Annotated in this window: 30 protein-coding genes and 2 riboswitches; of the genes, 14 read left to right on the top strand and 16 right to left on the bottom strand. The window is 41.6% G+C overall.

What is annotated here, in order from left to right:
* Positions 1-634 precede the first annotated feature (634 nt).
* The 9 genes from IOC57_RS23085 to IOC57_RS23045 all read right to left on the bottom strand — a co-directional run bounded on the left by IOC57_RS23085 (position 635) and on the right by IOC57_RS23045 (position 6,821).
* On the bottom strand, positions 635-1,030 hold the full coding sequence (locus tag IOC57_RS23085) for a hypothetical protein (protein ID WP_207440887.1): 396 nt from the start codon (positions 1,028-1,030) through the stop codon (positions 635-637).
* Positions 1,031-1,198: 168 nt separating this feature from the next.
* Positions 1,199-1,843 (bottom strand): urease accessory protein UreH domain-containing protein, encoded by a 645-nt coding sequence (locus tag IOC57_RS23080; protein WP_207440886.1) that lies wholly within the window; start codon positions 1,841-1,843, stop codon positions 1,199-1,201.
* A gap of 20 nt (positions 1,844-1,863) precedes the next feature.
* Positions 1,864-2,679 carry an urease accessory protein UreD gene (locus tag IOC57_RS23075; protein WP_207440885.1) on the bottom strand — a complete coding sequence of 272 codons (816 nt, stop codon included), beginning with the start codon at positions 2,677-2,679 and terminating at the stop codon, positions 1,864-1,866.
* Positions 2,676-3,293: an urease accessory protein UreG gene (ureG, locus tag IOC57_RS23070; protein WP_207440884.1), complete on the bottom strand. Its 618-nt coding sequence runs from the start codon at positions 3,291-3,293 to the stop codon at positions 2,676-2,678. The genes IOC57_RS23075 and ureG overlap by 4 nt, the downstream gene beginning before the upstream one ends.
* A 50-nt stretch (positions 3,294-3,343) precedes the next feature.
* A complete protein-coding gene (locus IOC57_RS23065) occupies positions 3,344-4,030 on the bottom strand; it encodes an urease accessory protein UreF (RefSeq protein ID WP_207440883.1) in 687 nt (228 codons plus the stop codon).
* Complete coding sequence (gene ureE / locus IOC57_RS23060) at positions 4,023-4,469, bottom strand: urease accessory protein UreE (RefSeq protein WP_063232276.1); 447 nt, start codon at positions 4,467-4,469, stop codon at positions 4,023-4,025. The genes IOC57_RS23065 and ureE overlap by 8 nt, the downstream gene beginning before the upstream one ends.
* A 9-nt stretch (positions 4,470-4,478) precedes the next feature.
* Complete coding sequence (gene ureC / locus IOC57_RS23055; protein ID WP_207440882.1) at positions 4,479-6,188, bottom strand: urease subunit alpha; 1,710 nt, start codon at positions 6,186-6,188, stop codon at positions 4,479-4,481.
* Positions 6,189-6,192: 4 nt separating this feature from the next.
* Complete coding sequence (locus tag IOC57_RS23050) at positions 6,193-6,507, bottom strand: urease subunit beta (RefSeq protein ID WP_207440881.1); 315 nt, start codon at positions 6,505-6,507, stop codon at positions 6,193-6,195.
* Between the two features lie 11 nt (positions 6,508-6,518).
* Positions 6,519-6,821 (bottom strand): urease subunit gamma, encoded by a 303-nt coding sequence (locus tag IOC57_RS23045; RefSeq protein WP_207440880.1) that lies wholly within the window; start codon positions 6,819-6,821, stop codon positions 6,519-6,521.
* Between the two features lie 334 nt (positions 6,822-7,155).
* Between IOC57_RS23045 and IOC57_RS23040 the strand changes: the two genes are divergently transcribed.
* The gene (locus IOC57_RS23040) at positions 7,156-7,605 is read left to right on the top strand and encodes a DinB family protein (RefSeq protein ID WP_207440879.1); all 450 of its coding nucleotides are present in this window, start codon (positions 7,156-7,158) and stop codon (positions 7,603-7,605) included.
* A gap of 295 nt (positions 7,606-7,900) precedes the next feature.
* Here the strand turns inward: IOC57_RS23040 and IOC57_RS23035 are convergent, their stop codons facing one another.
* The 4 genes from IOC57_RS23035 to IOC57_RS23020 form a co-directional block, all read right to left on the bottom strand.
* On the bottom strand, positions 7,901-8,173 hold the full coding sequence (locus IOC57_RS23035) for a transcriptional regulator SplA domain-containing protein (protein WP_286185130.1): 273 nt from the start codon (positions 8,171-8,173) through the stop codon (positions 7,901-7,903).
* 114 nt (positions 8,174-8,287) lie between these two features.
* A complete protein-coding gene (locus tag IOC57_RS23030) occupies positions 8,288-9,154 on the bottom strand; it encodes a Cof-type HAD-IIB family hydrolase (protein WP_207440878.1) in 867 nt (288 codons plus the stop codon).
* A 148-nt stretch (positions 9,155-9,302) separates the two neighbouring features.
* Complete coding sequence (locus tag IOC57_RS23025) at positions 9,303-9,659, bottom strand: YlbF/YmcA family competence regulator (protein WP_034314741.1); 357 nt, start codon at positions 9,657-9,659, stop codon at positions 9,303-9,305.
* Between the two features lie 43 nt (positions 9,660-9,702).
* The gene (locus tag IOC57_RS23020) at positions 9,703-10,512 is read right to left on the bottom strand and encodes a DUF445 family protein (RefSeq protein ID WP_207440877.1); all 810 of its coding nucleotides are present in this window, start codon (positions 10,510-10,512) and stop codon (positions 9,703-9,705) included.
* A 216-nt stretch (positions 10,513-10,728) separates the two neighbouring features.
* Here IOC57_RS23020 and IOC57_RS23015 point away from each other — a divergent pair, with 216 nt between their 5' ends.
* The 6 genes from IOC57_RS23015 to IOC57_RS22990 all read left to right on the top strand — a co-directional run bounded on the left by IOC57_RS23015 (position 10,729) and on the right by IOC57_RS22990 (position 16,263).
* Positions 10,729-12,090, top strand: coding sequence for a YheC/YheD family endospore coat-associated protein (locus tag IOC57_RS23015; RefSeq protein ID WP_207440876.1), 1,362 nt, complete (start codon positions 10,729-10,731; stop codon positions 12,088-12,090).
* A 16-nt stretch (positions 12,091-12,106) separates the two neighbouring features.
* Complete coding sequence (locus IOC57_RS23010; RefSeq protein ID WP_207440875.1) at positions 12,107-13,177, top strand: YheC/YheD family endospore coat-associated protein; 1,071 nt, start codon at positions 12,107-12,109, stop codon at positions 13,175-13,177.
* A gap of 3 nt (positions 13,178-13,180) precedes the next feature.
* Positions 13,181-14,548 (top strand): YheC/YheD family endospore coat-associated protein, encoded by a 1,368-nt coding sequence (locus IOC57_RS26380; RefSeq protein WP_207440874.1) that lies wholly within the window; start codon positions 13,181-13,183, stop codon positions 14,546-14,548.
* Entirely contained in the window at positions 14,545-15,741 is a 1,197-nt protein-coding gene (locus tag IOC57_RS23000; protein WP_207440873.1) for a YheC/YheD family endospore coat-associated protein, read from the top strand. The genes IOC57_RS26380 and IOC57_RS23000 overlap by 4 nt, the downstream gene beginning before the upstream one ends.
* 63 nt (positions 15,742-15,804) lie before the next feature.
* Positions 15,805-16,008, top strand: coding sequence for a YheE family protein (locus tag IOC57_RS22995; RefSeq protein ID WP_207440872.1), 204 nt, complete (start codon positions 15,805-15,807; stop codon positions 16,006-16,008).
* 66 nt (positions 16,009-16,074) lie between these two features.
* The gene (locus IOC57_RS22990; RefSeq protein WP_063232287.1) at positions 16,075-16,263 is read left to right on the top strand and encodes a hypothetical protein; all 189 of its coding nucleotides are present in this window, start codon (positions 16,075-16,077) and stop codon (positions 16,261-16,263) included.
* A gap of 33 nt (positions 16,264-16,296) precedes the next feature.
* Here IOC57_RS22990 and IOC57_RS22985 read toward each other — a convergent pair whose 3' ends face one another.
* Entirely contained in the window at positions 16,297-16,530 is a 234-nt protein-coding gene (locus IOC57_RS22985) for a hypothetical protein (protein WP_207440871.1), read from the bottom strand.
* Between the two features lie 263 nt (positions 16,531-16,793).
* A riboswitch (cobalamin riboswitch) is annotated at positions 16,794-16,994 on the bottom strand.
* Positions 16,995-17,122: 128 nt separating this feature from the next.
* Positions 17,123-17,950, bottom strand: coding sequence for an MBL fold metallo-hydrolase (locus IOC57_RS22980; protein ID WP_207440870.1), 828 nt, complete (start codon positions 17,948-17,950; stop codon positions 17,123-17,125).
* Positions 17,951-18,241: 291 nt separating this feature from the next.
* Positions 18,242-18,346: riboswitch (SAM riboswitch) on the top strand.
* A gap of 69 nt (positions 18,347-18,415) precedes the next feature.
* On the opposite strand from IOC57_RS22980, the gene IOC57_RS22975 reads away from it, so the two are divergent.
* The 5 genes from IOC57_RS22975 (at position 18,416) to IOC57_RS22955 (ending at position 22,373) form a co-directional block, all read left to right on the top strand.
* The gene (locus IOC57_RS22975; RefSeq protein ID WP_207440869.1) at positions 18,416-19,432 is read left to right on the top strand and encodes a methionine ABC transporter ATP-binding protein; all 1,017 of its coding nucleotides are present in this window, start codon (positions 18,416-18,418) and stop codon (positions 19,430-19,432) included.
* Positions 19,419-20,087: a methionine ABC transporter permease gene (locus tag IOC57_RS22970; RefSeq protein WP_207440868.1), complete on the top strand. Its 669-nt coding sequence runs from the start codon at positions 19,419-19,421 to the stop codon at positions 20,085-20,087. Before IOC57_RS22975 ends, IOC57_RS22970 begins: the two co-directional genes overlap by 14 nt.
* A 55-nt stretch (positions 20,088-20,142) precedes the next feature.
* Positions 20,143-20,964, top strand: a complete 822-nt coding sequence (locus IOC57_RS22965; RefSeq protein ID WP_207440867.1) for a MetQ/NlpA family ABC transporter substrate-binding protein — start codon at positions 20,143-20,145, stop codon at positions 20,962-20,964.
* Positions 20,965-21,026: 62 nt separating this feature from the next.
* On the top strand, positions 21,027-22,133 hold the full coding sequence (locus IOC57_RS22960; protein WP_207440866.1) for an iron-containing alcohol dehydrogenase family protein: 1,107 nt from the start codon (positions 21,027-21,029) through the stop codon (positions 22,131-22,133).
* Between the two features lie 54 nt (positions 22,134-22,187).
* Positions 22,188-22,373, top strand: a complete 186-nt coding sequence (locus IOC57_RS22955) for a hypothetical protein (protein ID WP_207440865.1) — start codon at positions 22,188-22,190, stop codon at positions 22,371-22,373.
* A gap of 208 nt (positions 22,374-22,581) precedes the next feature.
* On the opposite strand, the gene IOC57_RS22950 is transcribed toward IOC57_RS22955, so the two are convergent.
* Complete coding sequence (locus IOC57_RS22950; RefSeq protein ID WP_207440864.1) at positions 22,582-22,998, bottom strand: hypothetical protein; 417 nt, start codon at positions 22,996-22,998, stop codon at positions 22,582-22,584.
* A gap of 527 nt (positions 22,999-23,525) precedes the next feature.
* On the opposite strand from IOC57_RS22950, the gene IOC57_RS22945 reads away from it, so the two are divergent.
* Both IOC57_RS22945 and IOC57_RS22940 read left to right on the top strand, forming a co-directional pair.
* Complete coding sequence (locus tag IOC57_RS22945) at positions 23,526-24,410, top strand: PucR family transcriptional regulator (RefSeq protein WP_286185131.1); 885 nt, start codon at positions 23,526-23,528, stop codon at positions 24,408-24,410.
* A gap of 124 nt (positions 24,411-24,534) precedes the next feature.
* Positions 24,535-25,680, top strand: a complete 1,146-nt coding sequence (locus tag IOC57_RS22940) for an ABC transporter ATP-binding protein (RefSeq protein WP_207440862.1) — start codon at positions 24,535-24,537, stop codon at positions 25,678-25,680.
* Positions 25,681-25,698: the final 18 nt, after the last annotated feature.

Raw genomic sequence — 25,698 nt, 5'->3', positions numbered from 1 at the left:
ATCTACAGTCTGATTAATTAAGGATTAAGGTTTTTTTACTGCCTCGATACTCTCCATTACTCTTTTTAAATTTTCAACATCATTCAATCTGTTCCTTGCATGCAGCAAAACCGGTCTAACTGACTCCACCGAACGCCAAAAATCGTACATCCATTCATATAGAGGAACTATCCAAGTATGAAAGTGGCGGGTAATATCCTCATTGTAAAAATAATAAACGTGTTCTACCCCTAATATTTCCCTTTGAACTTTTCTAATTCTTGGCTACTAGGTTTATGTAGTCAACCTTTTCTGGTTCATTTAATTCATCAAAGCACTTAATATGGCGTTAAGATGCTAAAATACTAAACCTTCAATGGGACAGGCAACGTCTTGGTGAGCATGAAAATATTCAGATTCGACTATTACATCACCCTCGGCTTCCATTTCCCCACTTGTCAAAACAAGCTTAAACGTTCAACTTCCACCGTTTTTCCATTAGATAAAGTATTTTTCCTCATAAGTCCCCCTAAAGATTACACCTTAAAAAGCCGGCTACGTTAAATAACTCTAACTCAGATGATATTCAGGCACATGAGTGTTCAAATGTAAATGCTTGTCTGGAGGTTTTTGAACGTACATGTCTTGCCTTTCATTAATGCAGCAGTCTTAATATAGTTGCAGAATCCTTTCTATTTAACTCTACATACTGGCTATGTTGATCCTTCGTCAATTCTACAATATTTTCATCAGTATTAACCCAAACATAAAATACAGCTATTTTACCTTCGCTTTTTTCATCATTAAAATAAAAGATGAAGTCAGCTTTAGGATGATCCTTCTCCAATGCGAATTGTTCCCAATCAGCATTCTGTACTATTTCTTTTGCTTTTTTTGTTTTCCCCATTTCAATCTTCTCTTTATATGCTTCAAATTTGTAGTGTTTACCTTCATATTTTTGTACCGAAATATGTTCTTGCTTTGGTGTGCAACCTGAAGCTAACGTTATTGATATTAGGCTTAGTGCAACCAGGAACGGTTTCCTTTTCATTACATGTCATCTCCTCATACCCAAATGGATTAATTATCCAATATAATTCATTATACTAGTCCACTCAAAAGAGTAATAGGAAAGTTTCTCAATTTATTAACAGCAAAAAACCCTCAAGCTTTTGGCTTGAGAGTTCATGAACCTTGTATCCCTTGCATATGGCCTGATTCAACCAAACCATACAGAAAATAGTTCCTCGTTGATGCCCAGATTGTACATATAATAGATTCCGAAAACCGTGCTTATCACACCTGTCAATCGGATGAGTGAACGATTGACCTTTTTGGAGGAAGAGCTCGTGACAAAGGGGATGCTTAAAATCGTAGTGAACAGAAGCATGCCTATACAAGTACCTACACCAAATATGATGATGTAGATTGCCCCCTGCCACGCTGCATCTATCGTACTTATTGTAAGAAGGACCATTGCAGCACTGCCTGCAAGTCCGTGAATAATTCCCACTAACATCGATTTCAGATATGTAGCCCTGCCTGTATGGTCATGACGCTCCGTTCGCTTCCAAGAAAAAATCGTCGTGATACCTAAATATACCAGCATGATTCCCACTAGAAATTCCAATGACATTGCCCAAGCTTCCGGAATTTCGTTTTTCAAAAGGATCAAGATGACACCGAACAACAAAAGAGTAAGTGTATGCCCGATTCCCCAGAATATTCCTGCAAGTGAAGATTTCCATATTTTCTTGCTTTGGCTCGCAATCGTAGAAACGGCAATGATATGATCGGGTTCCAGAGCATGCTTGATGCCTAATACAAATCCAATCGCTAAAACCAGCAATAAACTCATTTCCATAAAACTCCTTCTTCCCTTTACTAATATTTACGATAAAAAATTGGATCCACCTGACGGCTCCTCCTCCGGAAATGATCCTCACAAACTGAAAATACCTTTTCTATCTGTTGAGTTTGATTGGCCAATACCCGCAGCATCAAACCACGTATTGGCAGCCGGGAAAAACCTATTCTAACATTGCTTCCCAACGGGGAAAGCATTTCTTCGAGTTCGGTAATGAATTCCCCATCCACCTCTTGATTTATCAATAATAGCGAGCCAAAATGACTATATCCTTCCAATAAAAGGACAGAGTCCATCTCGTCTGAAGGATTCAGAAACAAGTGGTCCATTATCAGCCTTTTACCATCATGAAACACGTTCATTTTGGAGCGGATCCAATCATATGTAAAAGCCCCCCTGCTCTCTGACCATCCCGGTGTAAATATATCAGTCATCAACAATCCCGCTCCGCTTTCCATATGTATCGTCGTATCCTGAATATATCGAGAGGATTCATAGGCAATTACAGGGTCCTGCACATAGGTAAGGAAACTATTCTTTTTTAAAACTAACTCCGTTTTCTGCACTGCCGGCTCATCCATCGTTTTGTATATCTTTGTCGCAGACTGTGTCGTCAATGTCATTGTAGCCCCTTCTTCCAAACAAAAAAGCTGATGGTACTTGTCACCGCCTACATAGCCGCCTCCAACATGAATGAGAAAATAGGTAGGTGAAAGTTCATCAAGAAACACAGGACGGGACAATTTGAACGCCCCGTCATAATAAGCATCACTCACTATCGTTCGAGCATTTTTCAGTACCGCCTTTAAGCGGATGCTTCCAGTCCAACTCACTGCTCAAGACCTACTAGAAACGCCTCTGACTTTATCCAGTTCACGACGTCTGTCAAACCCTTTTCGTCTTTTAAGTTAGTAAAAAAGAAAGGTTTATCCCCTCGGGTCGTTAATGTATCCCTCTCCATCACTTCCAGGCTTGCCCCTACATACGGGGCCAAGTCCGTTTTATTTATGATGAATAAATCCGATTTAATCATTCCCTGGCCACCTTTCCTGGGGATCTTCTCCCCTTGTGCGACATCAATGATATAGATTGAAAAGTCAACGAGTTCAGGGCTGAAGGTTGCCGCTAAATTATCACCGCCGCTCTCCACAAAAATCAAATCCAGTTCAGGATGGAGTTCCATCAACTCATCAATGGCTGCAAAATTCATCGAGGCGTCCTCACGTATCGCGGTATGTGGACAGCCTCCGGTTTCCACACCAATGATCCGATTTTCAGGTAGCACACCATTTTTCATTAAAAACAGCGCATCTTCTTTTGTATATATATCATTCGTTACAACTGCCATGCTGAAGTCATTTTCCATTACCCGTGTCAACTTCTCGACAAGCATCGTTTTTCCGGCACCAACCGGGCCGCCTATACCTATTTTGACTACTTGTTTCATCTATTATCGATTTACCTCCATATGAGGCAAACCTCTCACCTCTTTTCTGGTTAACTCATAAATAGTCTTACATGTAAACCCTCATGCCTCATTTGGGCGATTTCCAATCCCGGCAGTGTCCGTCCGACTTCATCTGCAGGAAGTCCTTTAATGAATGCAACGGCTGTCTGGATGACCTCATGTGTCCATGATAACAAGGATTGTCCAGCTGTCTGACCCAAAGGGATTCCTCTTACTGCATTTTGGATCAGCGAGGACACGGCTGCATACAAACAGGCATGAATGGCCATCTCTACGGTAAGGTTCAGTTCGGCACACACAAGCGCAAATACAATGGCCGGATGTCCATAGCATTGTTTTCCTTGGATTTTCTTCAAGTATGCCGATAACTCTTCGGACGGGTATAAGTTCGAGCACAGTTTAGCCATCTGCTGTCCAATTCTTTTCGAGGCCTCCCTTGATTCCCGGGCAGAACATGCCGCATAAAGCAACTCATCCAGGTCCCATATCCCTTCAGCCCTATGACTCCTTACGAATTCATATGCAAGCCGGCACCCCAGTCCATCTGTATAGGTTAAAGATTTGGAGATGTATACCTTCAAAAACGCCTTTAAAGAATTTGCATCATGGATCTTCCCTTCTTGAATGTAAGTCTCCATCCCGAATGAATGGGAGAACGACCCAGAAGGAAAATTGGAATCACAAAGCTGGATCAACGGAAACAAACGTTCAATCATGTGAATGGCCGATATGACGAAATGCTTGCTTCACCTTTCTCTTTTCACGACGAAACGGTATATCCAGTTCCATTAAGAGCTCTTCCACCAGGTAATCATATTGAACAAGCATTTCATCCCCATCAAATTGGGCAGGTAAGTGGCGATTTCCCAATTGATGCGCTATATCGCCCATCTGCCCTAGAGTTGTAGGCAAGATCGTCAAAATATCGTCATCTATCGTATGGATCACGATCATATTATTTTCATCCATATAAAGGATGTCGCCATCCATCAAATCCTTGTTTTCTTTAAGGCGGATCCCAATTTCATTTCCATGGTCCGTTTTAACCCTTAGGATCCGTTTTCTTAATGCATCGCTTTCCAGATAAACCTTTTCCATATGTTTCGCTTTTTTTTCAATAAACTCTATATTTCCCAATACTTCTTCAACTATCATGTCATCACCTCAGAATAAAAAGTATCGCTGCGCCATAGGCAGGATTTCCGCTGGCTCACACGTAATTAAATCACCATCCACCGTCACTTCATATGTTTGCGGATCAACTTCTATGACGGGGGTCTTCCCGTTTAACTTCATATCTTTTTTTGTAAGATTGCGAATGTTCGAGACAGTCTTCATTATTTTTTTCAAACCAAGGTCATCATGAATTCCCGCTTCATATGATGCTTTTGATAGGAACGTAATCGACGTACTCGCAACGGCCTTGCCAAAGCTTGCAAACATCGGACGGTATAACACGGGTTGAGGCGTCGGAATCGAAGCATTCGGATCTCCCATCATACTGTGCGCGATCATGCCCCCTTTAAGAATCATGTCCGGTTTAACCCCAAAAAAGGAAGGATCCCATAGCACCAAATCTGCGAATTTCCCTTCTTCCACTGAACCGACGACATCAGAAATCCCATGTGTAATTGCAGGATTTATCGTATATTTGGCAATATAACGCTTAACGCGGAAATTGTCCCCTTCCCCTAAATCCTCAAGCATTTTGCCACGCTGCTTTTTCATCTTATCGGCCGTCTGCCATGTTCGCAGTATAACTTCCCCTACACGCCCCATCGCTTGGGAATCGGAGCTGATCATGCTAAACACGCCCAGGTCATGAAGAATGTCTTCAGCTGCAATCGTCTCCTTTCTTATCCGGGAATCGGCAAAAGCAATATCCTCCGGAACGGATGGATCCAAATGATGGCATACCATCAGCATATCCAAATGCTCTTCCAACGTATTGATGGTGTATGGACGGGTAGGATTTGTCGAGGAAGGGAGAATATTCGGATAACTAGCCGCCTTGATGATATCAGGGGCATGCCCCCCGCCCGCTCCTTCGGTATGATATGTATGAATGACACGGCCGTCGATCGCTCTGATCGTATCCTCGACGAAGCCACCTTCATTAAGCGTGTCGGAGTGAATCGCCACTTGAACATCGTATTCGTCAGCCACCATTAAACTTGTATCGATCGCTGCAGCCGTCGTGCCCCAATCTTCATGTAATTTCAGCCCGATAGCACCAGCCTCTATTTGCTCGGCAAGCGGTTCTTTGGCCGAGGAATTACCTTTACCCAAAAAACCGAGATTCATAGGGAAGTGATCTGCTGCTTCGAGCATTTTATGTATATTCCAAGCTCCCGGAGTACATGTCGTGGCGTTCGTTCCCGTAGCAGGCCCGGTTCCCCCACCGATCATTGTCGTGATCCCGCTTGACAGTGCAGTCTCGATTTGCTGCGGGGCAATGAAATGGATGTGGGCATCAATACCACCAGCTGTAACGATCTTTCCTTCAGCTGCAATTATTTCAGTAGCTGCTCCTATCACCATTGTCACCCCATCCATCAATAGGGGATTTCCCGCTTTTCCTATAGCTGCAATATTTCCATCCTTCACGCCTATGTCCGCTTTATAAATGCCTGTATAATCGATGATGATCGCGTTGGTGAAAACAAGATCCATCACCTCATCTCTTGAAGCGGTTGGATGTTGCCCCATACCATCACGGATCACTTTACCCCCGCCAAATTTCACTTCATCCCCGTACTTTGTAAAATCCTTTTCCACTTCTACGAAAAGCTCGGTATCTGCCAATCTAATTAAATCCCCTGTTGTCGGACCAAACATGTCGGCATATTGCTTACGTGACATTTCAAGACTCATATTTTCACTCCTTATCAAGCGGACCATTCGTTTTATTGCTTAATCCATAAACTGCCCTCTTGCCGCTGAATGGGACCAGCTCGATTTCCTTTGCATCGCCCGGCTCAAAACGCACAGCTGTACCGGCAGGAATGTTCAGCCTTTTTCCAAAAGCATTCTCACGAATGAACTCCAGTCCAAAATTCACTTCATAAAAGTGAAAGTGTGAGCCAATCTGTATCGGACGGTCTCCCCTGTTGATGACTGTCATGACCGTTGAAATCTTTCCCTCGTTACATACGACCGGTTCTTTTTTCAAGATATATTCACCTGGTATCATGGGTCTCCTCCTTACTGAATTGGATTATGAACAGTCACAAGCTTTGTACCATCCGGAAACGTTGCCTCAACTTGAATATCATGAATAATCTCAGGAATCCCATCCATAACATCTTCACTTGAAAGAATTGTCCTGCCAAATTGCATCAGTTCCGATACTGATTTCCCATCCCTAGCCCCTTCGACTATTTCATAGGTAATCAAGGCAATGGCTTCTGGATAGTTTAATTTCAAGCCGCGATCTTTTCGCCTTCTAGCCAAATCTGCCGCCACTACAACCATTAGCTTTTCCTGTTCCCTTGCTGTTAAACGCATACCCTCTCTCCTTTTGCCAAACTATACCGCCAAATGTTCAAAGTACTCCCATTAAATTCGGATGCACGCTCCCCTTGCCATAAATGCATACACAAACTTCAATAACCATCCTCTTATTACTCTTTTAACTTTACATGGTTATGTAAGTTTATCTGACATTATTTTAATTATAATTAATTATCTGACAATTACAACCCTTAAAATGAAATAAATTGTAAATAAAAAAGCCTTTCTCTTTTGAAAAGACTGATCTAAAATTTGATAACCTAGAAATATACTTGCTATAATTTCATGAGTAGCAGTAAGAAAAATAAGATTGAAAGGGGAATGTAAAATGAATTATGTTAAAAATCAACTGACAGCCATGCGCGGCAATCTTTTAAAAGAAATCGAGGGAATCGATCCGGAGTATATGGATGTGCAGCCTGAAGGTTTTAATAATACAATCCATTGGCACATTGGACATGTCCTTACTGCAGCGGAAAAATTTTTATTGAACTCCAGCAGCCATTTGCCAGCGAATTACAGCCAGCTATTCGGATATGGTTCAAAACCTGCCGATTGGACCGGGGATGTACCTACCGTTGAAGTTTTAAAGCAACAGTTACATGAACAACTTGGTCGACTTCTTGAAATTCCGGAAGAAAGATTGACAGAAAAAACGGCACAGCCTTTCAACGGAATGGAAACAGTGGGGGAATTCATTAATTTTGTAGTCTTGCACGAAACCAATCATATAGGCCAAATTCATGCAATGAAACGATTCATACAATCCAATAACTGAGATTAAGTAACTGTCACTCTGTTTTTCTTAAAAAATGAGGGGCAGTTTTTTTATTTAAGATGGAATTTCACCAGTCAAATATGCTATTTTAATCACTAATGGTTTCTGACATGTGAGTATCGGTGCGTTTACACGTAAGTGTGAGCAAATACTCGTGAATTTGGAGCCTTTTATGGGTCCAATCGATGCAAAGCTACGTTTGTTCGGCGCTCTAATTTAATAATTGAGCCCCCGCTCTTTAAGCGAGGGCTTTCATCTGTTCATTCTCTTTCCGTTAAGCGAAGTTTTAGCCTCTTCAAGTCATCAGGCCCTGGTTATCCATATAATCACTGTATGCTTTTTTCGCTGAGGCTTCCGAAGTGAACAAAGCATCATCATCCTCAATCGTATGAAATGTATCGTTCAGGAACAAGGCAACTGCATTGGGATCTTTGGGATGCGGAACAATTTCCGCTGCCCTTATATTCGAAACGGTAGGAACATGGGGATTATTATAAATCACGAATACCTCGTCACCGACTTGCACTTCTTTTGCATGGATTACACCCATTGAATTCTTCCTTTCCATTGCTGATTTTCCTTTAGTTTATGGAAAGAAACTTATAATTATTATGAAAGATAATAGGCCTCACATGCGGCATTATTGAATGGGGGCCCCTTCTTTATAAGGGAGCCCCACCGTTCACTTAAGCATATTCATCTTTTGTAAGAAATCGATTGGATGCTGTTTCCGGAAAAATTCCCTCAGCATATAGGCAACGCCATCTTGATCATTGGAGCGCGTCACCCATTTTGCCACTTTCCTTACTTCCTCATCCGCATTGCCCATGGCAACTCCCAGACCTGACCCGGCAATCATCTCCATATCATCCAATCCATCTCCAATCGAGACGATTTCCGTTCTTTTCACCTCTAAATGGTCAGCTAAATACAATACACCACTCCATTTGGAAACACCCTTCGGAACGATTGTCATTTTATGTCCAGGGTGTAAGATTGCATCCACTTCAGGGAACATTTCCTTTATCAATTTCAACATATCATTTCGATCACTTTTTTCTGGAAATATTATGTCCATCTTCGTCGGGGCCATCGGCTGGTCAAAAAGTTCTTCACTGATATCATCCACATAATTTTGCGCATAAATATTTTGATCATTCATATACATAACCGTTTTACCAAGCAAATTCTCCGGAAGGTTTACCCGGTTGCCCAGCGAGTATTTTTCATGAATGAGCAATATTTGGCACGTGGTCTTTTCAAGCATTTGCACGAGCTCTGCAGTCAGTTCTTCTGATATTCTTTTTACCATAATAGGCTTTTCTATGGAAGCTCCGACAAAAGCTCCTTGCTGAGCAACGATCATCGGATTTATTTTTAGGGCTTTGGCCACTTTTTTTGCTGAGTGATAGTTTCTTGACGTCACAAGTGCAACATGGACACCTTTTTGGTGAACATAATCTATTGCTTCTTTAGTCGATTTATTTAAACGGCCATTCGATTGGAGCAATGTCCCGTCGATATTGACCGCAAGTAATCGATATACCATGCTGATCTCCCCCATCTGTAATATCCTCTTTCAAATTTATGACTAAAATTTCGAGAATAGAACAAATAGTGGTTCATGAGCCTTACACTGGTGCTTTCAGGGTACAAAAAAACTCCCAACCATTATAGAAGGGAGTCTCTCCAACTGCTTATTGCTGTTGTTCAGGCAAGCCATATAAATCTTCAAGCGGCTTCATGATAATTTTATTGAGGTCTGCGATGACCATGCTCATCCGTTGTTCAGCTTCCATCAATTGTGAAATGGTTGGGTTTTGTTGGACCAGCTGTACCGTCTTTTGTGCTTGCTCAACCTCTTCCGGTGCAATCTCCTGCCCCATCATTTGCTTTTGCTGCAATGACATTTGCAGATTACGGAAGTTTTCAAACATTCCTTTTGTTGCTTCATCAGAATTGACAAGATCATATAAGCGTTGCAAATCGGCATATTCATTACTTGCCCTAATCGCCTTTTCCATTTCATACGCTGCATCATATACGTTACTCATTTTTTCCCCTCCCGGTAATCAATGTATTCCTACACCTTTTCCACTATAACAAATCCGATTGCGAATTACACGTCATCCTATTAAAACAGTTACGAAACCTTGAAATAATCCGATTATTCCACGAAACAGAGCCCCAAGGTATGTGATCATCGACCATTCCCTCGATTTTCTCTACATCCCATTTCTCGAGATTTCCCCACTCTTTCACCATCATCACTGACAATATTTCAATCGTTCTCGATTGTTCCAAGAATTTAATGATTTCCGGCTGAATCTTATCAATTAACTTTTCGTTTCCAATGAACATCTGAATTAAATTGATCAGCTTTCCCCGTTCCTTGAAAAAATCATCCAACATGTCTTCAAGACAGCTTTTGCCTTCTGCACTGTCAAAATATTCTTTTCCCTTTTCCACGATGAAACGTGACAAATCAGGAATCGAGTCGAGGGCTTTTTGCTGAATGTGAGGCGGGACGATATCCTTCAAGCTCTTGCTCTTGCTCTTGCTCCTGTTCTCTTCCGACCAGGTTTCATATTTACCAAGAATGAATGTTTGTAATCCCTGTCCTAATGTATATGAAGAATTCTTCATTCCCAATTGATCAAGCAATCGATCTGTACTTTTTTCCGTGGACAATGCTTTCTTTACTTCTGCCTTGACGACAATTTTCATATTCTGTATAGAGACATCATTGATGACTTTACTTTGAATGCTCTCTGGCGTGATTAAATGATCAACCACCAATTTACCTAATTGTTTGGCTAACTCACCCTGTCGCTTCGGAATCACCCCTGGTGTCAACGGCAGCTGTTTCCCGAAAATGCAGATTGGTTTATAAGGTCTGAACAGCATTCTGATAGCTAATAAATTCGTGAAGACCTATTACAGCACCTACGACAACCATAAACAGGATCGTCATCCAAACTCAACCATGAAATTGCTCCTTTTATTGCTTGAAATAGAGGCTTGATGACACCTTCTTATTAAAAAAACATAGAATGTGTTATCCACATTTGCCCATCATTTAATTATTAAGGATAACAAACTTTGTGCAAACGGGGAATTATTATGAACCTTAACCATCAAAAAGTTTTCATTACGGTAAATCCCGCAGAGACTAGAAAGAAGGCACTACTGTTTATCGAAGAAAAACTATTTGAGGAATGGGGCCTTCAATTTGGAGAACCCGTAACGATCATGGCTGGATGCCGTTCTGTCCCGGTACTTGTCCAGCCATTCCCGTCACCCCAGCCTACATTGAAACTTTCATATGATATGAACCAAATTTTATCCTTACCCGTTTTTTTTGATCCAATCTCCGTCTCATACCATGCGGAGGGAAGGGAAATTAAAATAGGCCCATTCTTCGCTTCACTCATGAACCAGAATCCCTTACAAGATGGGAAATTCGGGGAGATGGAAAAATTTTATCAGGAAATGAAATCATATTGCAATCAGCAAGGCATCCCCTTCTATTTAGTAAAACTGCAGTCTCTTCAAGATGGGGTTGTGGATGGTTACCTGCCAGGGCAAGATGGCTGGCAAACCTTGCCCCTCCCCATTCCTGATGTACTTTATAACCGGATTCATTCGCGCAAACTTGAGGAATCGCATTCTTTCAAGCTGTTTAAAACTGAACTGGAGGAACGGTCGATACCGATGTTCAATGGAAGGTTCCTCTCCAAACATCATGTACATGAACTGCTAATCTTAGAAGATGAGCTGTTGCCCAATTTACCAGATACGATCCTTTTTAACGAAAAGGAATCTTTCTTCACATTTATAAAAAAGCATTCGGTAATCTACTTTAAACCCGTATCAGGCAGCCAAGGCAGGAATATTTGCAGATTAACGCAAGTAGCTGAAAAATGGAAGATCGAGCAATCTGGGCATATCCAGGATGTGCATTTTGCTGATACGGATGAAAAGTTGTATGAAACCTTAAAAAGGTTTTCCAGAAAACAATCCTTCATTCTTCAAAAAGGGATTTCCCTATTCGAAACCGATCAGAGAAAAGTTGATTTCCGCATGCTTCTTCACCGGAACGATCAGCTTGAATGGAGAGTATCATCAATGGTTGCCCGGATCGGGGACCCTGGTACTATCGTTTCCAATATTGCACAAGGCGGATTAATGAAAAATGGGCCGGATTTTCTAAAGGAAGCATTTGACCTTCAGGACGCCAGCCGCATATATCAAAAGCTCGTACGGCTGGCTAAAAACACTGCCCAGGCCTTAGCGGAAAAACATGACGATTCATTCGGTGAGCTAGGGATCGATTTAGCACTGGATACCGATACCCATCCATGGATCATCGAAGTGAATTCAAAACCTTCGAAAAAATTTCAAGGCAACTATGAAACCTTTCGTCCATCAGTAAAGTCAATCATAGATTTCATGCTTGCCCTTTACCGCGAAAACCATCCATAAAAGGAGTTGCTAGCACGTGTTAATAGGATTAATGGCCGCGTCGGATACACATGAAAACAACTACTTCACCGAAATAGCCAAAACCGCTAAATCATTTAATATGAAAGTTTGTAAATTCTCGCCGGATAATATTGATATGGGTCTAAAAAAAGTGCGGGGCGAGCGTTTTGATGCCGAGAATGAAACGTGGATCGCCGCATCTTTTGAATTACCTGACTTTGTATATGATCGCTGTTTTCACGGATTAGTTCGTGAGTCAACGGAAACGCGACACAAAATCGATTGGTTAAAAGATAACTCGAATTTCTTAGGGCTGGGCCTTCCTGGTAAGTGGGAAGTGTACCAAATCCTAAAAAAACATCCACACCTACAGGCATTTTTTCCAGAGACCGTACAAGTGACGACACCAGAAGACATTACCGGCCATTTGGAGCGCCTGGATAAAATCATCATCAAACCTGAATTCGGTGCAGGCGGTACAGGGATCTATCTTCTTTCAAATACCGAAGACGGCACATTGGTATCCATGACGAAAAAGGGCACCAAATATGACCGCCCATTCTCCTCCAAATCTCAGCTTAACAAATGGCTGCAGCATTTATTAAATCGATACCAATACCTCTGCCAGCCATATTTGGAACTTTGCAACCAAAATAACGAGCCATTTGATTTACGGATTTTACTTCAAAAAAGCGAGAAGAATCACTGGATGGAACGGGGCCGCGGAATTCGGACGGGACCAAAAGATGGAATTACCTCAAATCTTGCCACAGGCGGGGAAGCCATTTCACTGGATACCTTCATCAAAAGAAACCCGGAAACGATTACGATTGCTGTCGAACGAAAGATTCAGCATATCCTTCGCACCCTGCCCGTAGAAACCGAAGCTGTCTTTGAAAGATTATTCGAATTGGGGATTGATCTAGGCATCGATAAAAAAGGCCAAATATGGATAATGGACATTAACTCGAAGCCCGGAAGGAAAATCATTCAGGCACTCCAGCCGGAGACCATGAAAGTTATTCATCGTGCACCGTTTCAATATAGCCAGTATTTAGCCGAACATCTTCAGAAAGCAGGTGAATAGAAAGTGAGAAAGACTTATCCTGCCGAAATTGCCGCTATCCCAGGCAATGTTCTCTTCTATCCTTCAGAGCTTGGGGATTTGGCAGAGATTGAATTGATTTATTTCGGACGACATTCATGTCCTGCCATCGTCAAACAAAACCCGGCAACCACTCAATCAATCGTCCTATCGGAAAGTCTTGCGGAATCTCTAATATTCGATCATATCGATATTCCCCTTCATTTGTTCATATACGGAAAGGGCATCCATATCGGACCACTTGTCGGAATTTTTTCTTCAGGCTTCACCGGGCTTTCAAACAAACCATTAGGGGAGAGATCGGAATTTTTCTCAAAGCTTCTTTCACTTAGCAGGACCACAGGCTGTATCCCCTTTGTCTTTGGAGAGAATGTAATCAATTGGGATGAGGAGACAATCAAAGGCTATGTATTTGATAACGGTGACTGGCACATTAATGAATTTCCTTTTCCTAATGTCATCTATGACCGTCTCCCAAATCGGTTGACTGAAAACCGCGATGGACCTAAAGAAGTGAAGCAAAAATTCCAAAAAGAGTATACCATTCCATGGTATAATCCTGGTTTTTTCAATAAATGGGATGTAAACGAAAGGCTATGCGCAGATGAGCGGGCACTATCATATTTGCCGGAAACGTATCCATTTCAATCCATGTCCGTGGTGGAAACCCTTCTTTCCCATTACCGGCAAGTTTATATAAAGCCCATTCACGGCAGCCTCGGTCTAGGGATTCATCAAATTCTTTATGATAAGCGCGAGGATGTTTACTATTGCCGCTATACAAATGAAGCAAAAGAAAATAAACTGCAAAAGTTTTCAACACTGGAATCTATCGTTAAACATATTTTTCACGACCGACCGCTTGAGAATCTTATCGTGCAGCAGGGCATCCCATTAATTCGATCTGAAAAACGTCCAGTGGATTTCCGGGTCCATACGAACAAGGACAGTAATGGAAAATGGCAGGTAACCGCGATCGCGGCAAAAATCGCCGGCGCCGGCAGCGTCACGACCCACATTAAAAGCGGGGGTGTCATCAAAACGGTTGCCGAACTGTTTGGAGATGACGATGAGGCCCAAGAAGTCGAACGAAAGTTATCAGAAGCAGCACTGATTTTAAGTGACAGTATAGAAAAGAACTTGGATGGCATCATTGCAGAAATAGGATTTGATTTTGGGTTGGATAAAAAAGGGCAGGTTTGGATGTTTGAAGCCAATTCCAAACCGGGACGTTCCATCTTCTCCCATCCAAAGCTCAAGGATTTCGAATTGCTGACCAGAAAGCTAAGCCTTGATTATGCCATTTATCTTACGGAACAGACGATTACGAAATCAATCAGTGTGCCGCGATGAACATTTTTTACGATATCCCCACTGAAAATTGGTACCACACTCATGAGAATGCGGAGCTTTTCGCCGGCTCTGCCGAAGAGGAAATCAGCTATAAAAAGGACCATTCAAATCAACTCCTAATTCCAATCACAATATTTCCAGGTAATCGGATGCTTGCCGTCGGAATTTTAACTATTTCCAATCCCAAAAAGGAATCAGGTTTGGGTGGAAACCTGAACCTTTTTCGGGACCTATCCTTATATTTATTGAAACATGGAATATTGGCGTATGTATTCACAGGAAATGCTCTTCATACCAAGTCGATGAGAGCTTATGTTTTTTCCTCCATTTCAAATAAGTGGATCGAATGTAAGGTGCCCTTACCTGACATCGTCTATAACCGTATCCCCTCGAGGAGCTATGAGGCTTCGAAGGAATTCCAAGATCTCATCAAAAATTTCAAAGAATGCAAAATGAATCTATTCAATCCCTGTTTTATAGATAAATATGTGATGTACGAAGCATTAATGGAAGATGGATCCCTCACCAATCACCTTCCGCCCACAATGGTCTTACGAAACAGCGGTTGCCTTGATGCTTTCCTGGAGACCTACAGGCATATTTACCTTAAACCCTGCAAAGGAAGCCAAGGAAAGGGCATTTATACCATAATCAAAAATGATGATGATACACTATTGTTCAATAGCTTAAGGCATAGTGAGTCCTTTCCGGACTTCATGTCATTCTGGGAAACAAAAAAAAGGGATTTATTAAAAAGGAGCTACATTGCTCAACAGGCGATCCTACCAAAAAAGCTTTTTGGACATCGTTACGATTACCGGATTCTCGTCCATTATGAAAAAGGTTTTTATAAAGTGACAGGCAAAGCGGTAAGGATGTCACAAAATCAGGAAATCACAACCCACACTCCCCGAGGAGGTAAGCTTTTTCCTTATCAAGACCTGCAATCTAGAAGCCTGAATCTAAAATTAGCGAATATCGCCCAAAAATGCGGAGAAATACTTTCAAAAAAAATCGGATTTCTCGGGGAGTTTTCCATTGATATAGGGGAAGACGAATCAGGTTCTCTCTTCATATACGAAGTGAACTCAAAGCCCATGCAATTCGATGAGGAAGAAATTGAAACAAACAGGCTTTTACATTTAAAAAATCTTTTCATTGAATTAACTTTTCCTAACCTGAAAATTAAATAACACCTCCAGATGCTGTTTTCCATTATAATTAAATGAGAAACTGTATATATGGAGGTAATACATATGATCACTCATTTTCAATGGGCACCATTGCATAAGAATCTGCCAGGATGGAAAATTTCCTTTTACTTCAACAAGCAGGCAGTCCAGGCCTTGTATCATAAAGATGGATCCATCGAGTGGACAGCCAATCCGCCCTCTGAAACAGATGAAACCGAACTCAAAAGCATGATACATGATTTAATGATCTTCCATGTTTACGAATGAACCCCCTAAACGGAATAAAAAAAACTCCTTTGCCTAAACTAAAGAAAAGGCTAGGAGGGATTTATCTTGGATAAAGAAAAAATGACATTTTTGAAGGATACCGAATATGAAGGAAAGAACTCCGCTTTCTTAGACATCGACCGTTACATCAATGAAGGACTCGCTGGTGGAAATGTTTATTCAGCCGCTGACCTTCAAAACATTGAAGAAGCACATGACTTTTATGATGAAACAGATCCAAACGAAAATAAATAATAATGTCGGAGCCTCCTTTAGGTGGCTCCTTTTTTATAAAACTGCCGACTCTTCCTCTAGCCCGAACATTTCTTTATTGATTATTACATAAGCCTTTTGAAGATTAAGTAAATACTCAACTTTTTCTTTTGAATCTTTTGCCTTCACATTAATTTCCTTGTTCAACCTTGCATAATTTTCACTTAAAGAAACCATGTCTTCGCCAGAAAAATTATACATAACCTGAGCTTTTAAAAAATCCGTATAATACCTAACAGTTCCAAACATGCATGACACCTCTTCTAATTTTATTCATAAAGAATTCTTTTCTCCGTTCCATAGGAAGATAAGCTCTCTTTATGATTTTGTTAAAAATCTACTATTGTATCGGATTCCTTTCTAAAAAAAAAAAACAACTTCCCGATTAGAAGTTGTTAGAGTGCAAACGAAAGATAACAAAAAATAAACATGAATTTTCCATTTTCCAAAAAATGAAAAACATGCTCTTGTCAATTTTCGCACTTAACACCTCCTATCCTCGTAGGCTTATGATGCTGTGCTAAAAACAGGCAGGTATCCTGGCTCATGATCATCGCTTTTCGAACCTTCCCATCCTCTTTTGTAGAAGACAGTGGCATTCTTCGAATCGCTCCCATATACAGTTGCGGGACAGCGCCGGACTCTAACCGGACTTCCCTTTTAAGCAGACAATTTTCAAAAATATTGCCTGCACCTTTTTCTAGACGTATTTAATTTTCAGGTTAAATGTATCAAATTATCCCTTAAATTACAATTCGCGCTGCTACAGAGTTCAAAAAGAAATTGCTTAGGACCACCTCCATCCTTACGATATTTCTTCTTCCATTAACAAGATCACCAATTAATGTTTTGCCAGACTATCCTTATCAATCAATACTTTTTCTTTTAATATCGAGGTAATGATATGCTCTGAATCCCATTCATGCCCAGATATCTCGATAAGGGGATAGCGGTTCGGTAAAACGACCTGCTGGATTTCATGAACGGTCAGTCCTTGAGAATGTAATCGTAAAATTTCACCTTGGAGGTTTTCCAAATAATCAAGTTTTTTTCGAAACATTTCCTTCCCATCAGGCACATGCCCAGCATGGCAGCAAAACACTTCCCCGAAGTCATATTGAAGTAATTTTTTTATGGAATCGATGATGACCGGGACAGACTCTTCTCGTAAGATAAGCTTTGTTTTTGGTGTTACGAAAAGGTCTCCTGAAAAGAGCATGCCATTACTGTGATTCAAATACACCATATGGTCCTTCGCATGACCTGGGGTAAAAATCGGCTCCCACGTTTGGGTACGGGAATGAATGGCCTTCCCTAGGGGATCTGCTTTAAATGACTCTCTCTTTCCCCAAAAATTTTTGCGATATTCAGGATATACAGCATCCTTTGCACAAACCTCAACCGACATAGGGTGAATGAAAAGCGGGACCTTTTTATGCTCCTGTATCCATGCAGCACCCCCCGTATGGTCTTCATGATAGTGAGTCAGGGCAACTGAGTCGAAGTCTGCAGACTCATAGAATGGAATAAGTTCTTCCAATAAAATCTCTGCACCAGTATCTATCAATAGGCGATCCGTTAAAAAGACATAAACACTCATCCCTGACTTGTTCCTGCCAGGAGTACCGTGCACACAAACCACATCATTAATCTTCTTAATCTCTATCATTCAATTCCCTCCCCCATTTGTACAAAAAAAGAGTCATCTTCCTTTTTTTAACTTTACTATAATAAATGTAGTTCCACTTTACCTTTTTGACAAGGAAATAGAAGAATAATCAACCTGGATAGAAATGCTGGATTATTGCATAATTGCGCTTTTTCCATGAATCTTTTTAGCGGACCGTACCAAATTAAACGACAAAAATTGATCTCAAAATCACAGAAACGATTGACATTGTCGAATTTTACAAATAATATAGATTATATTATAAACTTGAAATATTCTAAAATAATAATTTACTTATCAAGAGTGACGGAGGGATCAGGCCCTGCGATGTCCGGCAACCGCCCTAAGGGAACGGTGCCACTTCCTGCAGAATGATTGCATTCTGAAAGATAAGACGAGATATAATTTCGCTGCCTCTTTCTGAATGATAGATGTAGCTTTTTTAATGTTTAAGGAGGAAAGCTTATGATTGAAATCCGTTCAGTCCGAAAGGAATACGTCTCGAAGAAAAACCGAGTTATCGGAGTGGATAACGTTTCTTTGACCATTAAAACTGGCGAAGTGTATGGAATTGTCGGCTACAGTGGAGCTGGAAAAAGCTCATTACTCCGCTGCTTGAATTTGCTTGAACGTCCGACAGGTGGAAATATCATCATCGACGGCATTGATTTAACATCTTTATCAAGCAATGAGCTTCGTAAACAACGCCAAAAAATCGGAATGATATTCCAGCACTTTTCCCTTGTCAGTTCAAAAACCGTTTATGAAAACGTCGCTTTCGCCTTAAAGGCCGCGCATCGATCGAAGGACGACATCAGGTTACGTGTATTGGAATTATTGGAAATTGTAGGGCTCAGCGATAAGAAAGATGTCTATCCGGCGCAGCTTAGCGGTGGACAGAAGCAACGGGTCGGCATCGCTCGCGCATTAGCAAATGACCCCACTGTCCTATTATGTGATGAAGCGACCTCAGCACTTGATCCAACAACTACAAAAGCGATTTTACAGTTATTGAAAAAGATAAGCAGTGAGCTGGGTATCACCATCGTTTTGATTACACATGAAATGGAAGTGGTCAAAGAACTGTGCCACCGAGTCGCCGTCATGCAGGATGGACGGGTAATTGAGGAAGGTCCCGTTTATGAAATATTTTCACAGCCTAAGCAGGAATTAACGAAACAATTCATTAGCAGTGTACTGGATTTCGAACTCCCTTCGCACCTGATTGAAGAAAGTAAAGGTACGATTCTTAAAATTCAATTCGAGGGGCATACCGCCGGTGAGTCGATTCTTTCGGATACTCTCCAATCCCATTCAGTAAAGGGTAATATTTTACACGGTAAAATTGAGTATATCCAGGATGTCCCTTTAGGCATATTGATCATCGAGTTAATTGGCGATGCCGCCCAAATTCATTTGGCATTGGAATATATAAAAAATCGTTCCAGTTCTGTGGAGGTGTTAAAACATGTCACTGCTTGATCCCATCGTCAATATTTTACCTGATCTTAATAAAGCCTTTCTTGAAACGATTTATATGGTCGGCGTTTCCCTTGCAGTAGCTTTGCTGATCGGTTTACCGCTTGGAGTATTGCTGTTTACGACAACCAGAAATTTATTTTTTGAAAATAGCATCGTGAATCGCTCTCTCGGTTTCGCAGTCAATATTGTCCGTTCAATCCCGTTCATCATTCTCTTGGTTGCCCTCCTTCCTTTAACGGACCTTCTTACGGGATCGACGATAGGGCCAAGAGCGGCTTCTGTATCCCTGTCCGTATCCGCAATACCTTTTTTTGCAAGGATCGTTGAATCAGCATTACGTGAAATAGACAGAGGAGTGATTGAAGCTGCAATTGCCGTAGGTGCCACACCATGGATGATCATTAAGGATGTACTTCTTCCAGAGGCAAAACCGGGAATCATTCAAGGACTTACATTAACGACCATTTCGCTTATCGGTTACTCCGCAATGGCAGGGACAATCGGCGGAGGCGGAATTGGCGACCTGGCCATCCGGTATGGATATTACCGTTATGACAATACAGTCATGATCACGACGATCGTCGTACTGATCTGCCTTGTGCAAATCATTCAGATGGTTGGTGACAAAGCCTCCTACATAGTTAACAAACGATAGGATCAGTCATTTTTTCAATGATTCAATACATTTCATTAATCAGGAGGAATTTCAAATGAAGAAAATAGCTTCGTTATTATCAGTCTGTGCACTTGCCCTTGGCTTGGCAGCTTGCGGGAGTGATGATGCATCCCCAAAAACTGATGACAAAAAAGAATTGAAGATCGGGGCGACTACAGGGCCCTACGCCGATATGGTTAAAGAGGCCATCAAACCAGGTCTTGAAGATCTCGGTTACAAAATAGAGATCGTCGAATTCACCGACTATATCCAGCCGAATAAGTCGCTTGGCAACCATTCGATCGACGCCAACCTATTCCAGCATAAAGTGTACATGGATAATTTCGCTAAAGAAAATGATTTAAAGCTTTCCGACCTTATCATTGTTCCAACAGCACCAATGGGCATATATTCGAACAAGTATAATTCATTGAAGGAAATTAAAGACGGTACATCCCTTGCGGTGCCCAATGATCCGGTTAACCTCGCACGTGCACTTAAAGTGCTGGTGGATGAAGGGTTGATTGAAGTCGATCCAGATGTCGACCCTTTAAAAATATCTGAAAAGGATGTAACGAAAAATCCCAAAAACATCCAACTCAAACCATTGGAATCCGCACAATTGCCACGGGCAACAGACAGTGTTGACCTATCAGCAGTCCCTGGCAACTTCGCTCTTGCAGCGAAAATGGACCTAAAGGATGCCCTTGTTTTAGAAAAGATGCCAGATATGTATCGAAACGTTGTTACAGTGAATACAAAAGATGTAGACGCTCAATTTGCCAAGGATATTAAATCAGTAGTGGAATCCGATCAGTTTGAAAAAGTGATCGATGACAAATTTGTCGGATTCGGAAAACCAAACTGGATGAAATGATCAAATAATCGAGGCCTGATTCCCCTTTACTGGGAACAGGCCTTTCATTAAGGAGAACGAATATGAATACCTTACTGGAGGTCCGCAGCGGCCCCGCTTATTACGCTTGTAAAGCTAATGTCCTTGAAAACCTGGAAGAAAAACTGAGTAAAGGGAACATTCGTAAAGTGCTCGTTATTCATGGAAGAAAATCATGGAAAGTTGCTGAACCCTTTTTTCCTTCCTTAGAAAATATTGAGCCGATCTTTTTCACATACAGCGGGGAATGCAGTGATGCGGAAATTGAACGCGTCAAGAAGTCTGCTCTTGAACACGGTGTGGATGCATTAATCGGCATTGGCGGCGGTAAGCTGCTCGACTTAGCCAAATCGGCCGGAAACTCGCTTCAAAAGGAAATCATCCTCATTCCAACCCTGGCTTCCACCTGTGCTGCCTGGACACCGTTGAGTGTCATTTATGATGATAATGGTTCATATATCCGCTATGATATTCATGAAAAAAGCGCTTGGATGTTATTTATCGAACCAGGAATTCTTCTGAATTCGCCTGTTAACTATTTACGCGCTGGAATCGGTGATACATTGGCGAAATGGTACGAGGGAAATGCACTGGCCGAAAAGCTTGCCTCCAAGTCCGTTTGTATTGAATTGGCCCATATAGCCGCAAGGCAATGCCAGGAAGTTTTATTGACATATGGCGAGGAAGCCTTAGCTGATTTGGAAAATGGTAAATGGACAGACGCGCTGCAGCGTGTAATCGAAACGAACATCATCACCAGTGGTCTAGTTGGTGGCTTTGGCGACCAGTACTTGCGCGTTGCCGGTGCCCACTCCATTCATAATGGCATGACTTCCATCACGCAAACGCATCCGTTACTTCACGGTGAAAAAGTGGCATATGGCATTTTAGTCCAACTTGTTTTAGAAGGGAAATTCTCAGAAATCAAACAATTGCTGCCAATCTACCTGGTGCTTAAACTGCCTATGACATTGCTTGATATTGGCCTGACGGCTGAACATAAGGAGGAACTTCAACAGATTGCAGCTCACTCTGTCAAAGAAGGTGAAGACATCCATCTTCTTTTCCCTGATATCAACAAGGAAAAAGTGGAAGCCGCCATGGAAAACCTTGAAATTCTCACAAATCATGTAAGCACATTGATAAACTGAAACGATGGGATTTATTCCTTAGCTTCAGTTTATCGATAAGAGAAGGGGTTCGGAATGGTCTCATTCCGGACCTTGATTAAGGCTAGGTTACGCTTTGGCCATCTTCTGTTTTATGAAACCCTCATTGGATGGAAGAAGTTTACGACAATCCTGCCGATTAACTGGCTTGCCGAGATTCCACAGGCGCTTGCTTTGATGAGGATTGGCAGACAGTCGGCGGAAAAGGAGCGGATTTCTTAAAGCAACTGGAACATTTTCAAACTCGTCTTCTTCGAATTTATCTACAGTCTGAAGCGATGAAGTTTTTACCCCACCGCTTTTTTACCATCCTTCGAGAAGTGAAGGGATTGAATCATAACTCCAGTATAATAAAAGAAGGTTTCAACCTACTGTCTGTTTCCATAATCCATGAAGATCACTTTCATGTTGTTTGCTGATATCTGCTGTTCTATCGGCAGATTCGGGACGGCCCTTTTTCCAACTCCATATAACTTCGATAGTTTCTGAAAGGGGGGCGGAATGCTAATCCAGCATTGATGGCTTTATCGTTATCGACAGCAAAAAACCCATTCAAAGGTTTCTTAGCTCCCGGTAAAGGGAGCCCTTCTGTTATCCATAAAGGCATCTCTCCCCACGGCTCCACTTTATTGCCATTTAAAAACTTTTCAGATATCCATGTAAAATCCGCCTTACTTCTTGTTACCTTTTTGCAGACGACAAGTGATTGCCCCTTAGTCAGTGTGTAATCTGGTCCCACAGCCTTATATGTTCGCGTCATATTTTTCCCTATCATTTCCAAGTCCCTTGCATCGATAACTTGGCTTGGACGTCCAGGTCGTCCAAGTAATCTCTTCTGCTTTATCATTTAGTGTATGAACTTCTCGATTTTCATCGATACCTGGTTCGGTTGGATCACTATAAACTGAGATTCTTGAAATGTATACTGTTTAACTTGATTAAACAATCTGCAAGATATCGATACAGTTCGTCGGTTAAACCTGATGTGTCAATGACTGCTCCCACTGTCTTCCTTTCAACTTTTCCTTATCCCCGTCACAGCCCCTCTTAACTGTTCTATTTCGGGAAAAACATCAGGATTGCTTCACGATTAAAAAGTGTGACACCATGCCCTTTCACTATCGCAACTTTTGCTAAATCTGCCTACAAACCGTGTACCCCCCAATATTAAATCCATAAATCTCCTCCTTTTTAACGATATTCATAAACATACACAATACCCTTTCCTAAAATTAATAATACTTGCACCTTTTCTTTGAACTCTATGTTTGAACCCTGAATTTCCCCTATCGGAAAACTGGCAATATCCTATTCTTTTGAACTTTATTCTTTTTCGCTATAATGATATGGAAGGGGAGAAAGAAGGTGGAAACGATGCTAGAAAATCTCAAACAAAAATTCCCGAACGCTCTTACCAATAAAAGGGTTACTGATGATATTACTGACTATGTTTGGATCGAAGACTCAAGAAGTATACTTGGCATTCCACGTTCAGAAATCACAGCCGACGAAATCCGTTTATTGGAATTGCTGTTTGCTCCTTCCACAAAACCAAATAACCTCAATGCACATCAGGACCCATCATGGAAAGCTTTTTTTGCCGAACCGAATGCACCATTGCCTTTAACGAACTGGGAGAATGTTCGATTTCTTCATTTTAAGCTGACTCATGCTGATTTTTCCAACTCGGATTTTGAAGAGGCCTTCCTCGCTTTCGTTCCATCTGACTCAGCATTGGTCTGGGAAAATGAAACGGCAGGAGTCTTAATTGAAACGGACAGGGATGAACCATTATCAAATAAAGAACTAATCGCCATTTCTTCCACCCTTGAAAGTGACTTTTATGTAAAGACCCGTATGTTCACCGGGCGCTTTCACCCTGTAAATCAAGACCTTCATCATCACTGGACTCAGGAGAAAAAGTGTTTTGATTTGGCACAGGTGCATCTTCCTGATCTTAAGGTCGCTGAATTGGCAGACATCATTCCTCACTCATTAATTAATGATCCATCCGTCAAAAACGCAAAGTGGTATATCAATGAGATTCTTGGCAAGACCAAGCAGGATGCTGAACTTATCAAAACGATCAAGACGTATATCGAATGTAATTCCAATGCCACCCATGCCGCCAAACAGCTTTATATACATCGGAACAGCTTACAATACCGGATAGACAAATTCTCTGAAAGAACTGGTCTCGATATTAGAAACTTCCGTCATGCCCTTACTGCGTACTTGATTTTTTTATTGACTGATTAATTCCCCTTACAAACAGGTAATATCATCCTTTTTTTGTGCAATGTGCCCATATTTTTTTCTAAACCGATCGTTTAGACTATAGCTAATTGGTACAAGTAATAGGAGTATAAAAGGGGGATTTTTCATGGCAGAGTTAGTGTTAGATCATATATTCAAGGTTTATGATAAAAAGGTGACGGCTGTTAAAGACTTCAACCTTCGTGTTGCCGATAAGGAATTCATCGTTTTTGTAGGACCTTCAGGTTGCGGCAAATCGACGACTTTAAGGATGATTGCCGGACTGGAAGACATTTCACAAGGGGATTTATACATAGATGGGAAGCGAGTCAATGATGTCCCCCCTAAAGATCGTGATATTGCGATGGTTTTCCAGAACTATGCCTTATATCCTCATATGTCCGTATATGACAATATGGCATTCGGGTTAAAGCTCAGGAAAACGCCAAAAGCGGAAATCAAACTAAGGGTCAATGAAGCGGCGAGGATTCTCGGACTTGAAGAGCTTCTAAACAGGAAACCTAAAGCCCTTTCAGGAGGTCAGCGCCAGCGTGTGGCACTTGGCCGCGCAATTGTAAGGGACGCAAAAGTTTTCTTGATGGATGAGCCTTTATCCAATCTTGATGCAAAGCTGCGGGTTCAAATGCGTGCCGAAATCGCTAAACTACATAAACGGCTAGACACCACGACGATATATGTCACGCATGACCAAACAGAGGCAATGACCATGGCGACACGTCTTGTTGTAATGAAAGATGGAATCATCCAACAGGTCGGTGCCCCAAAAGACGTATACGAGAAACCCATAAACGTCTTTGTCGGTGGTTTTATCGGATCGCCTGCCATGAACTTCTTTACTGGAACATTAAAAGAAGGCACAATAAAAATAGGCGAACAAACGCTTGAAATACCTGAATTGAAGATGAAAATGCTGCGTAACCAAGGATATATCGGGAAGGATATAATCCTTGGCATCCGTCCGGAGGATTTCCATAATGAAGGAACTTGCTTCACGGAGTCCCCTAACACTAAATTCACGACCCAAATTGATGTAGCCGAACTCATGGGCGCGGATTTCATGCTCTACTCCACGTTAGAGGGGCAGGACTTCGTCGCACGGGTCGATGCCAAGAATGTTATCCAGGCAGGTGAAAACATCGAACTGGCCCTCGACATGAATAAAGCACACTTTTTTGATAAAGGGACTGAACATCGCATTTTAGTTGAAGAAGATGAACAGATGCAGGAAAGCATGAAGTTACCTGCCAATTAAACGTAAAAAGACCCGTTC

The sequence above is a fragment of the Bacillus sp. SD075 genome, from assembly GCF_017355165.1.
Taxonomy (GTDB): Bacteria; Bacillota; Bacilli; order Bacillales; family DSM-1321; genus Peribacillus.
This window is presented reverse-complemented; position numbering and strand designations above follow the sequence as displayed.

Excerpts from the sequence above, each read along its gene's own strand:
- IOC57_RS23085 (WP_207440887.1), bottom strand. The coding sequence starts at position 1,030 with ATGAAAAGGAAACCGTTCCTGGTTGCACTAAGCCTAATATCAATAACG.
- IOC57_RS23080 (WP_207440886.1), bottom strand. The coding sequence starts at position 1,843 with ATGGAAATGAGTTTATTGCTGGTTTTAGCGATTGGATTTGTATTAGGC.
- ureG (WP_207440884.1), bottom strand. The coding sequence starts at position 3,293 with ATGAAACAAGTAGTCAAAATAGGTATAGGCGGCCCGGTTGGTGCCGGA.
- IOC57_RS23065 (WP_207440883.1), bottom strand. The coding sequence starts at position 4,030 with ATGATTGAACGTTTGTTTCCGTTGATCCAGCTTTGTGATTCCAATTTT.
- ureE (WP_063232276.1), bottom strand. The coding sequence starts at position 4,469 with ATGATAGTTGAAGAAGTATTGGGAAATATAGAGTTTATTGAAAAAAAA.
- ureC (WP_207440882.1), bottom strand. The coding sequence starts at position 6,188 with ATGAGTCTTGAAATGTCACGTAAGCAATATGCCGACATGTTTGGTCCG.
- IOC57_RS23050 (WP_207440881.1), bottom strand. The coding sequence starts at position 6,507 with ATGATACCAGGTGAATATATCTTGAAAAAAGAACCGGTCGTATGTAAC.
- IOC57_RS23045 (WP_207440880.1), bottom strand. The coding sequence starts at position 6,821 with ATGCGTTTAACAGCAAGGGAACAGGAAAAGCTAATGGTTGTAGTGGCG.
- IOC57_RS23040 (WP_207440879.1), top strand. The coding sequence starts at position 7,156 with ATGAATTATGTTAAAAATCAACTGACAGCCATGCGCGGCAATCTTTTA.
- IOC57_RS23035 (WP_286185130.1), bottom strand. The coding sequence starts at position 8,173 with ATGGAAAGGAAGAATTCAATGGGTGTAATCCATGCAAAAGAAGTGCAA.
- IOC57_RS23030 (WP_207440878.1), bottom strand. The coding sequence starts at position 9,154 with ATGGTATATCGATTACTTGCGGTCAATATCGACGGGACATTGCTCCAA.
- IOC57_RS23025 (WP_034314741.1), bottom strand. The coding sequence starts at position 9,659 with ATGAGTAACGTATATGATGCAGCGTATGAAATGGAAAAGGCGATTAGG.
- IOC57_RS23020 (WP_207440877.1), bottom strand. The coding sequence starts at position 10,512 with ATGCTGTTCAGACCTTATAAACCAATCTGCATTTTCGGGAAACAGCTG.
- IOC57_RS23015 (WP_207440876.1), top strand. The coding sequence starts at position 10,729 with ATGAACCTTAACCATCAAAAAGTTTTCATTACGGTAAATCCCGCAGAG.
- IOC57_RS23000 (WP_207440873.1), top strand. The coding sequence starts at position 14,545 with ATGAACATTTTTTACGATATCCCCACTGAAAATTGGTACCACACTCAT.
- IOC57_RS22995 (WP_207440872.1), top strand. The coding sequence starts at position 15,805 with ATGATCACTCATTTTCAATGGGCACCATTGCATAAGAATCTGCCAGGA.
- IOC57_RS22985 (WP_207440871.1), bottom strand. The coding sequence starts at position 16,530 with ATGTTTGGAACTGTTAGGTATTATACGGATTTTTTAAAAGCTCAGGTT.
- IOC57_RS22980 (WP_207440870.1), bottom strand. The coding sequence starts at position 17,950 with ATGATAGAGATTAAGAAGATTAATGATGTGGTTTGTGTGCACGGTACT.
- IOC57_RS22975 (WP_207440869.1), top strand. The coding sequence starts at position 18,416 with ATGATTGAAATCCGTTCAGTCCGAAAGGAATACGTCTCGAAGAAAAAC.
- IOC57_RS22970 (WP_207440868.1), top strand. The coding sequence starts at position 19,419 with ATGTCACTGCTTGATCCCATCGTCAATATTTTACCTGATCTTAATAAA.
- IOC57_RS22965 (WP_207440867.1), top strand. The coding sequence starts at position 20,143 with ATGAAGAAAATAGCTTCGTTATTATCAGTCTGTGCACTTGCCCTTGGC.
- IOC57_RS22960 (WP_207440866.1), top strand. The coding sequence starts at position 21,027 with ATGAATACCTTACTGGAGGTCCGCAGCGGCCCCGCTTATTACGCTTGT.
- IOC57_RS22955 (WP_207440865.1), top strand. The coding sequence starts at position 22,188 with ATGGTCTCATTCCGGACCTTGATTAAGGCTAGGTTACGCTTTGGCCAT.
- IOC57_RS22950 (WP_207440864.1), bottom strand. The coding sequence starts at position 22,998 with ATGATAAAGCAGAAGAGATTACTTGGACGACCTGGACGTCCAAGCCAA.
- IOC57_RS22945 (WP_286185131.1), top strand. The coding sequence starts at position 23,526 with ATGCTAGAAAATCTCAAACAAAAATTCCCGAACGCTCTTACCAATAAA.
- IOC57_RS22940 (WP_207440862.1), top strand. The coding sequence starts at position 24,535 with ATGGCAGAGTTAGTGTTAGATCATATATTCAAGGTTTATGATAAAAAG.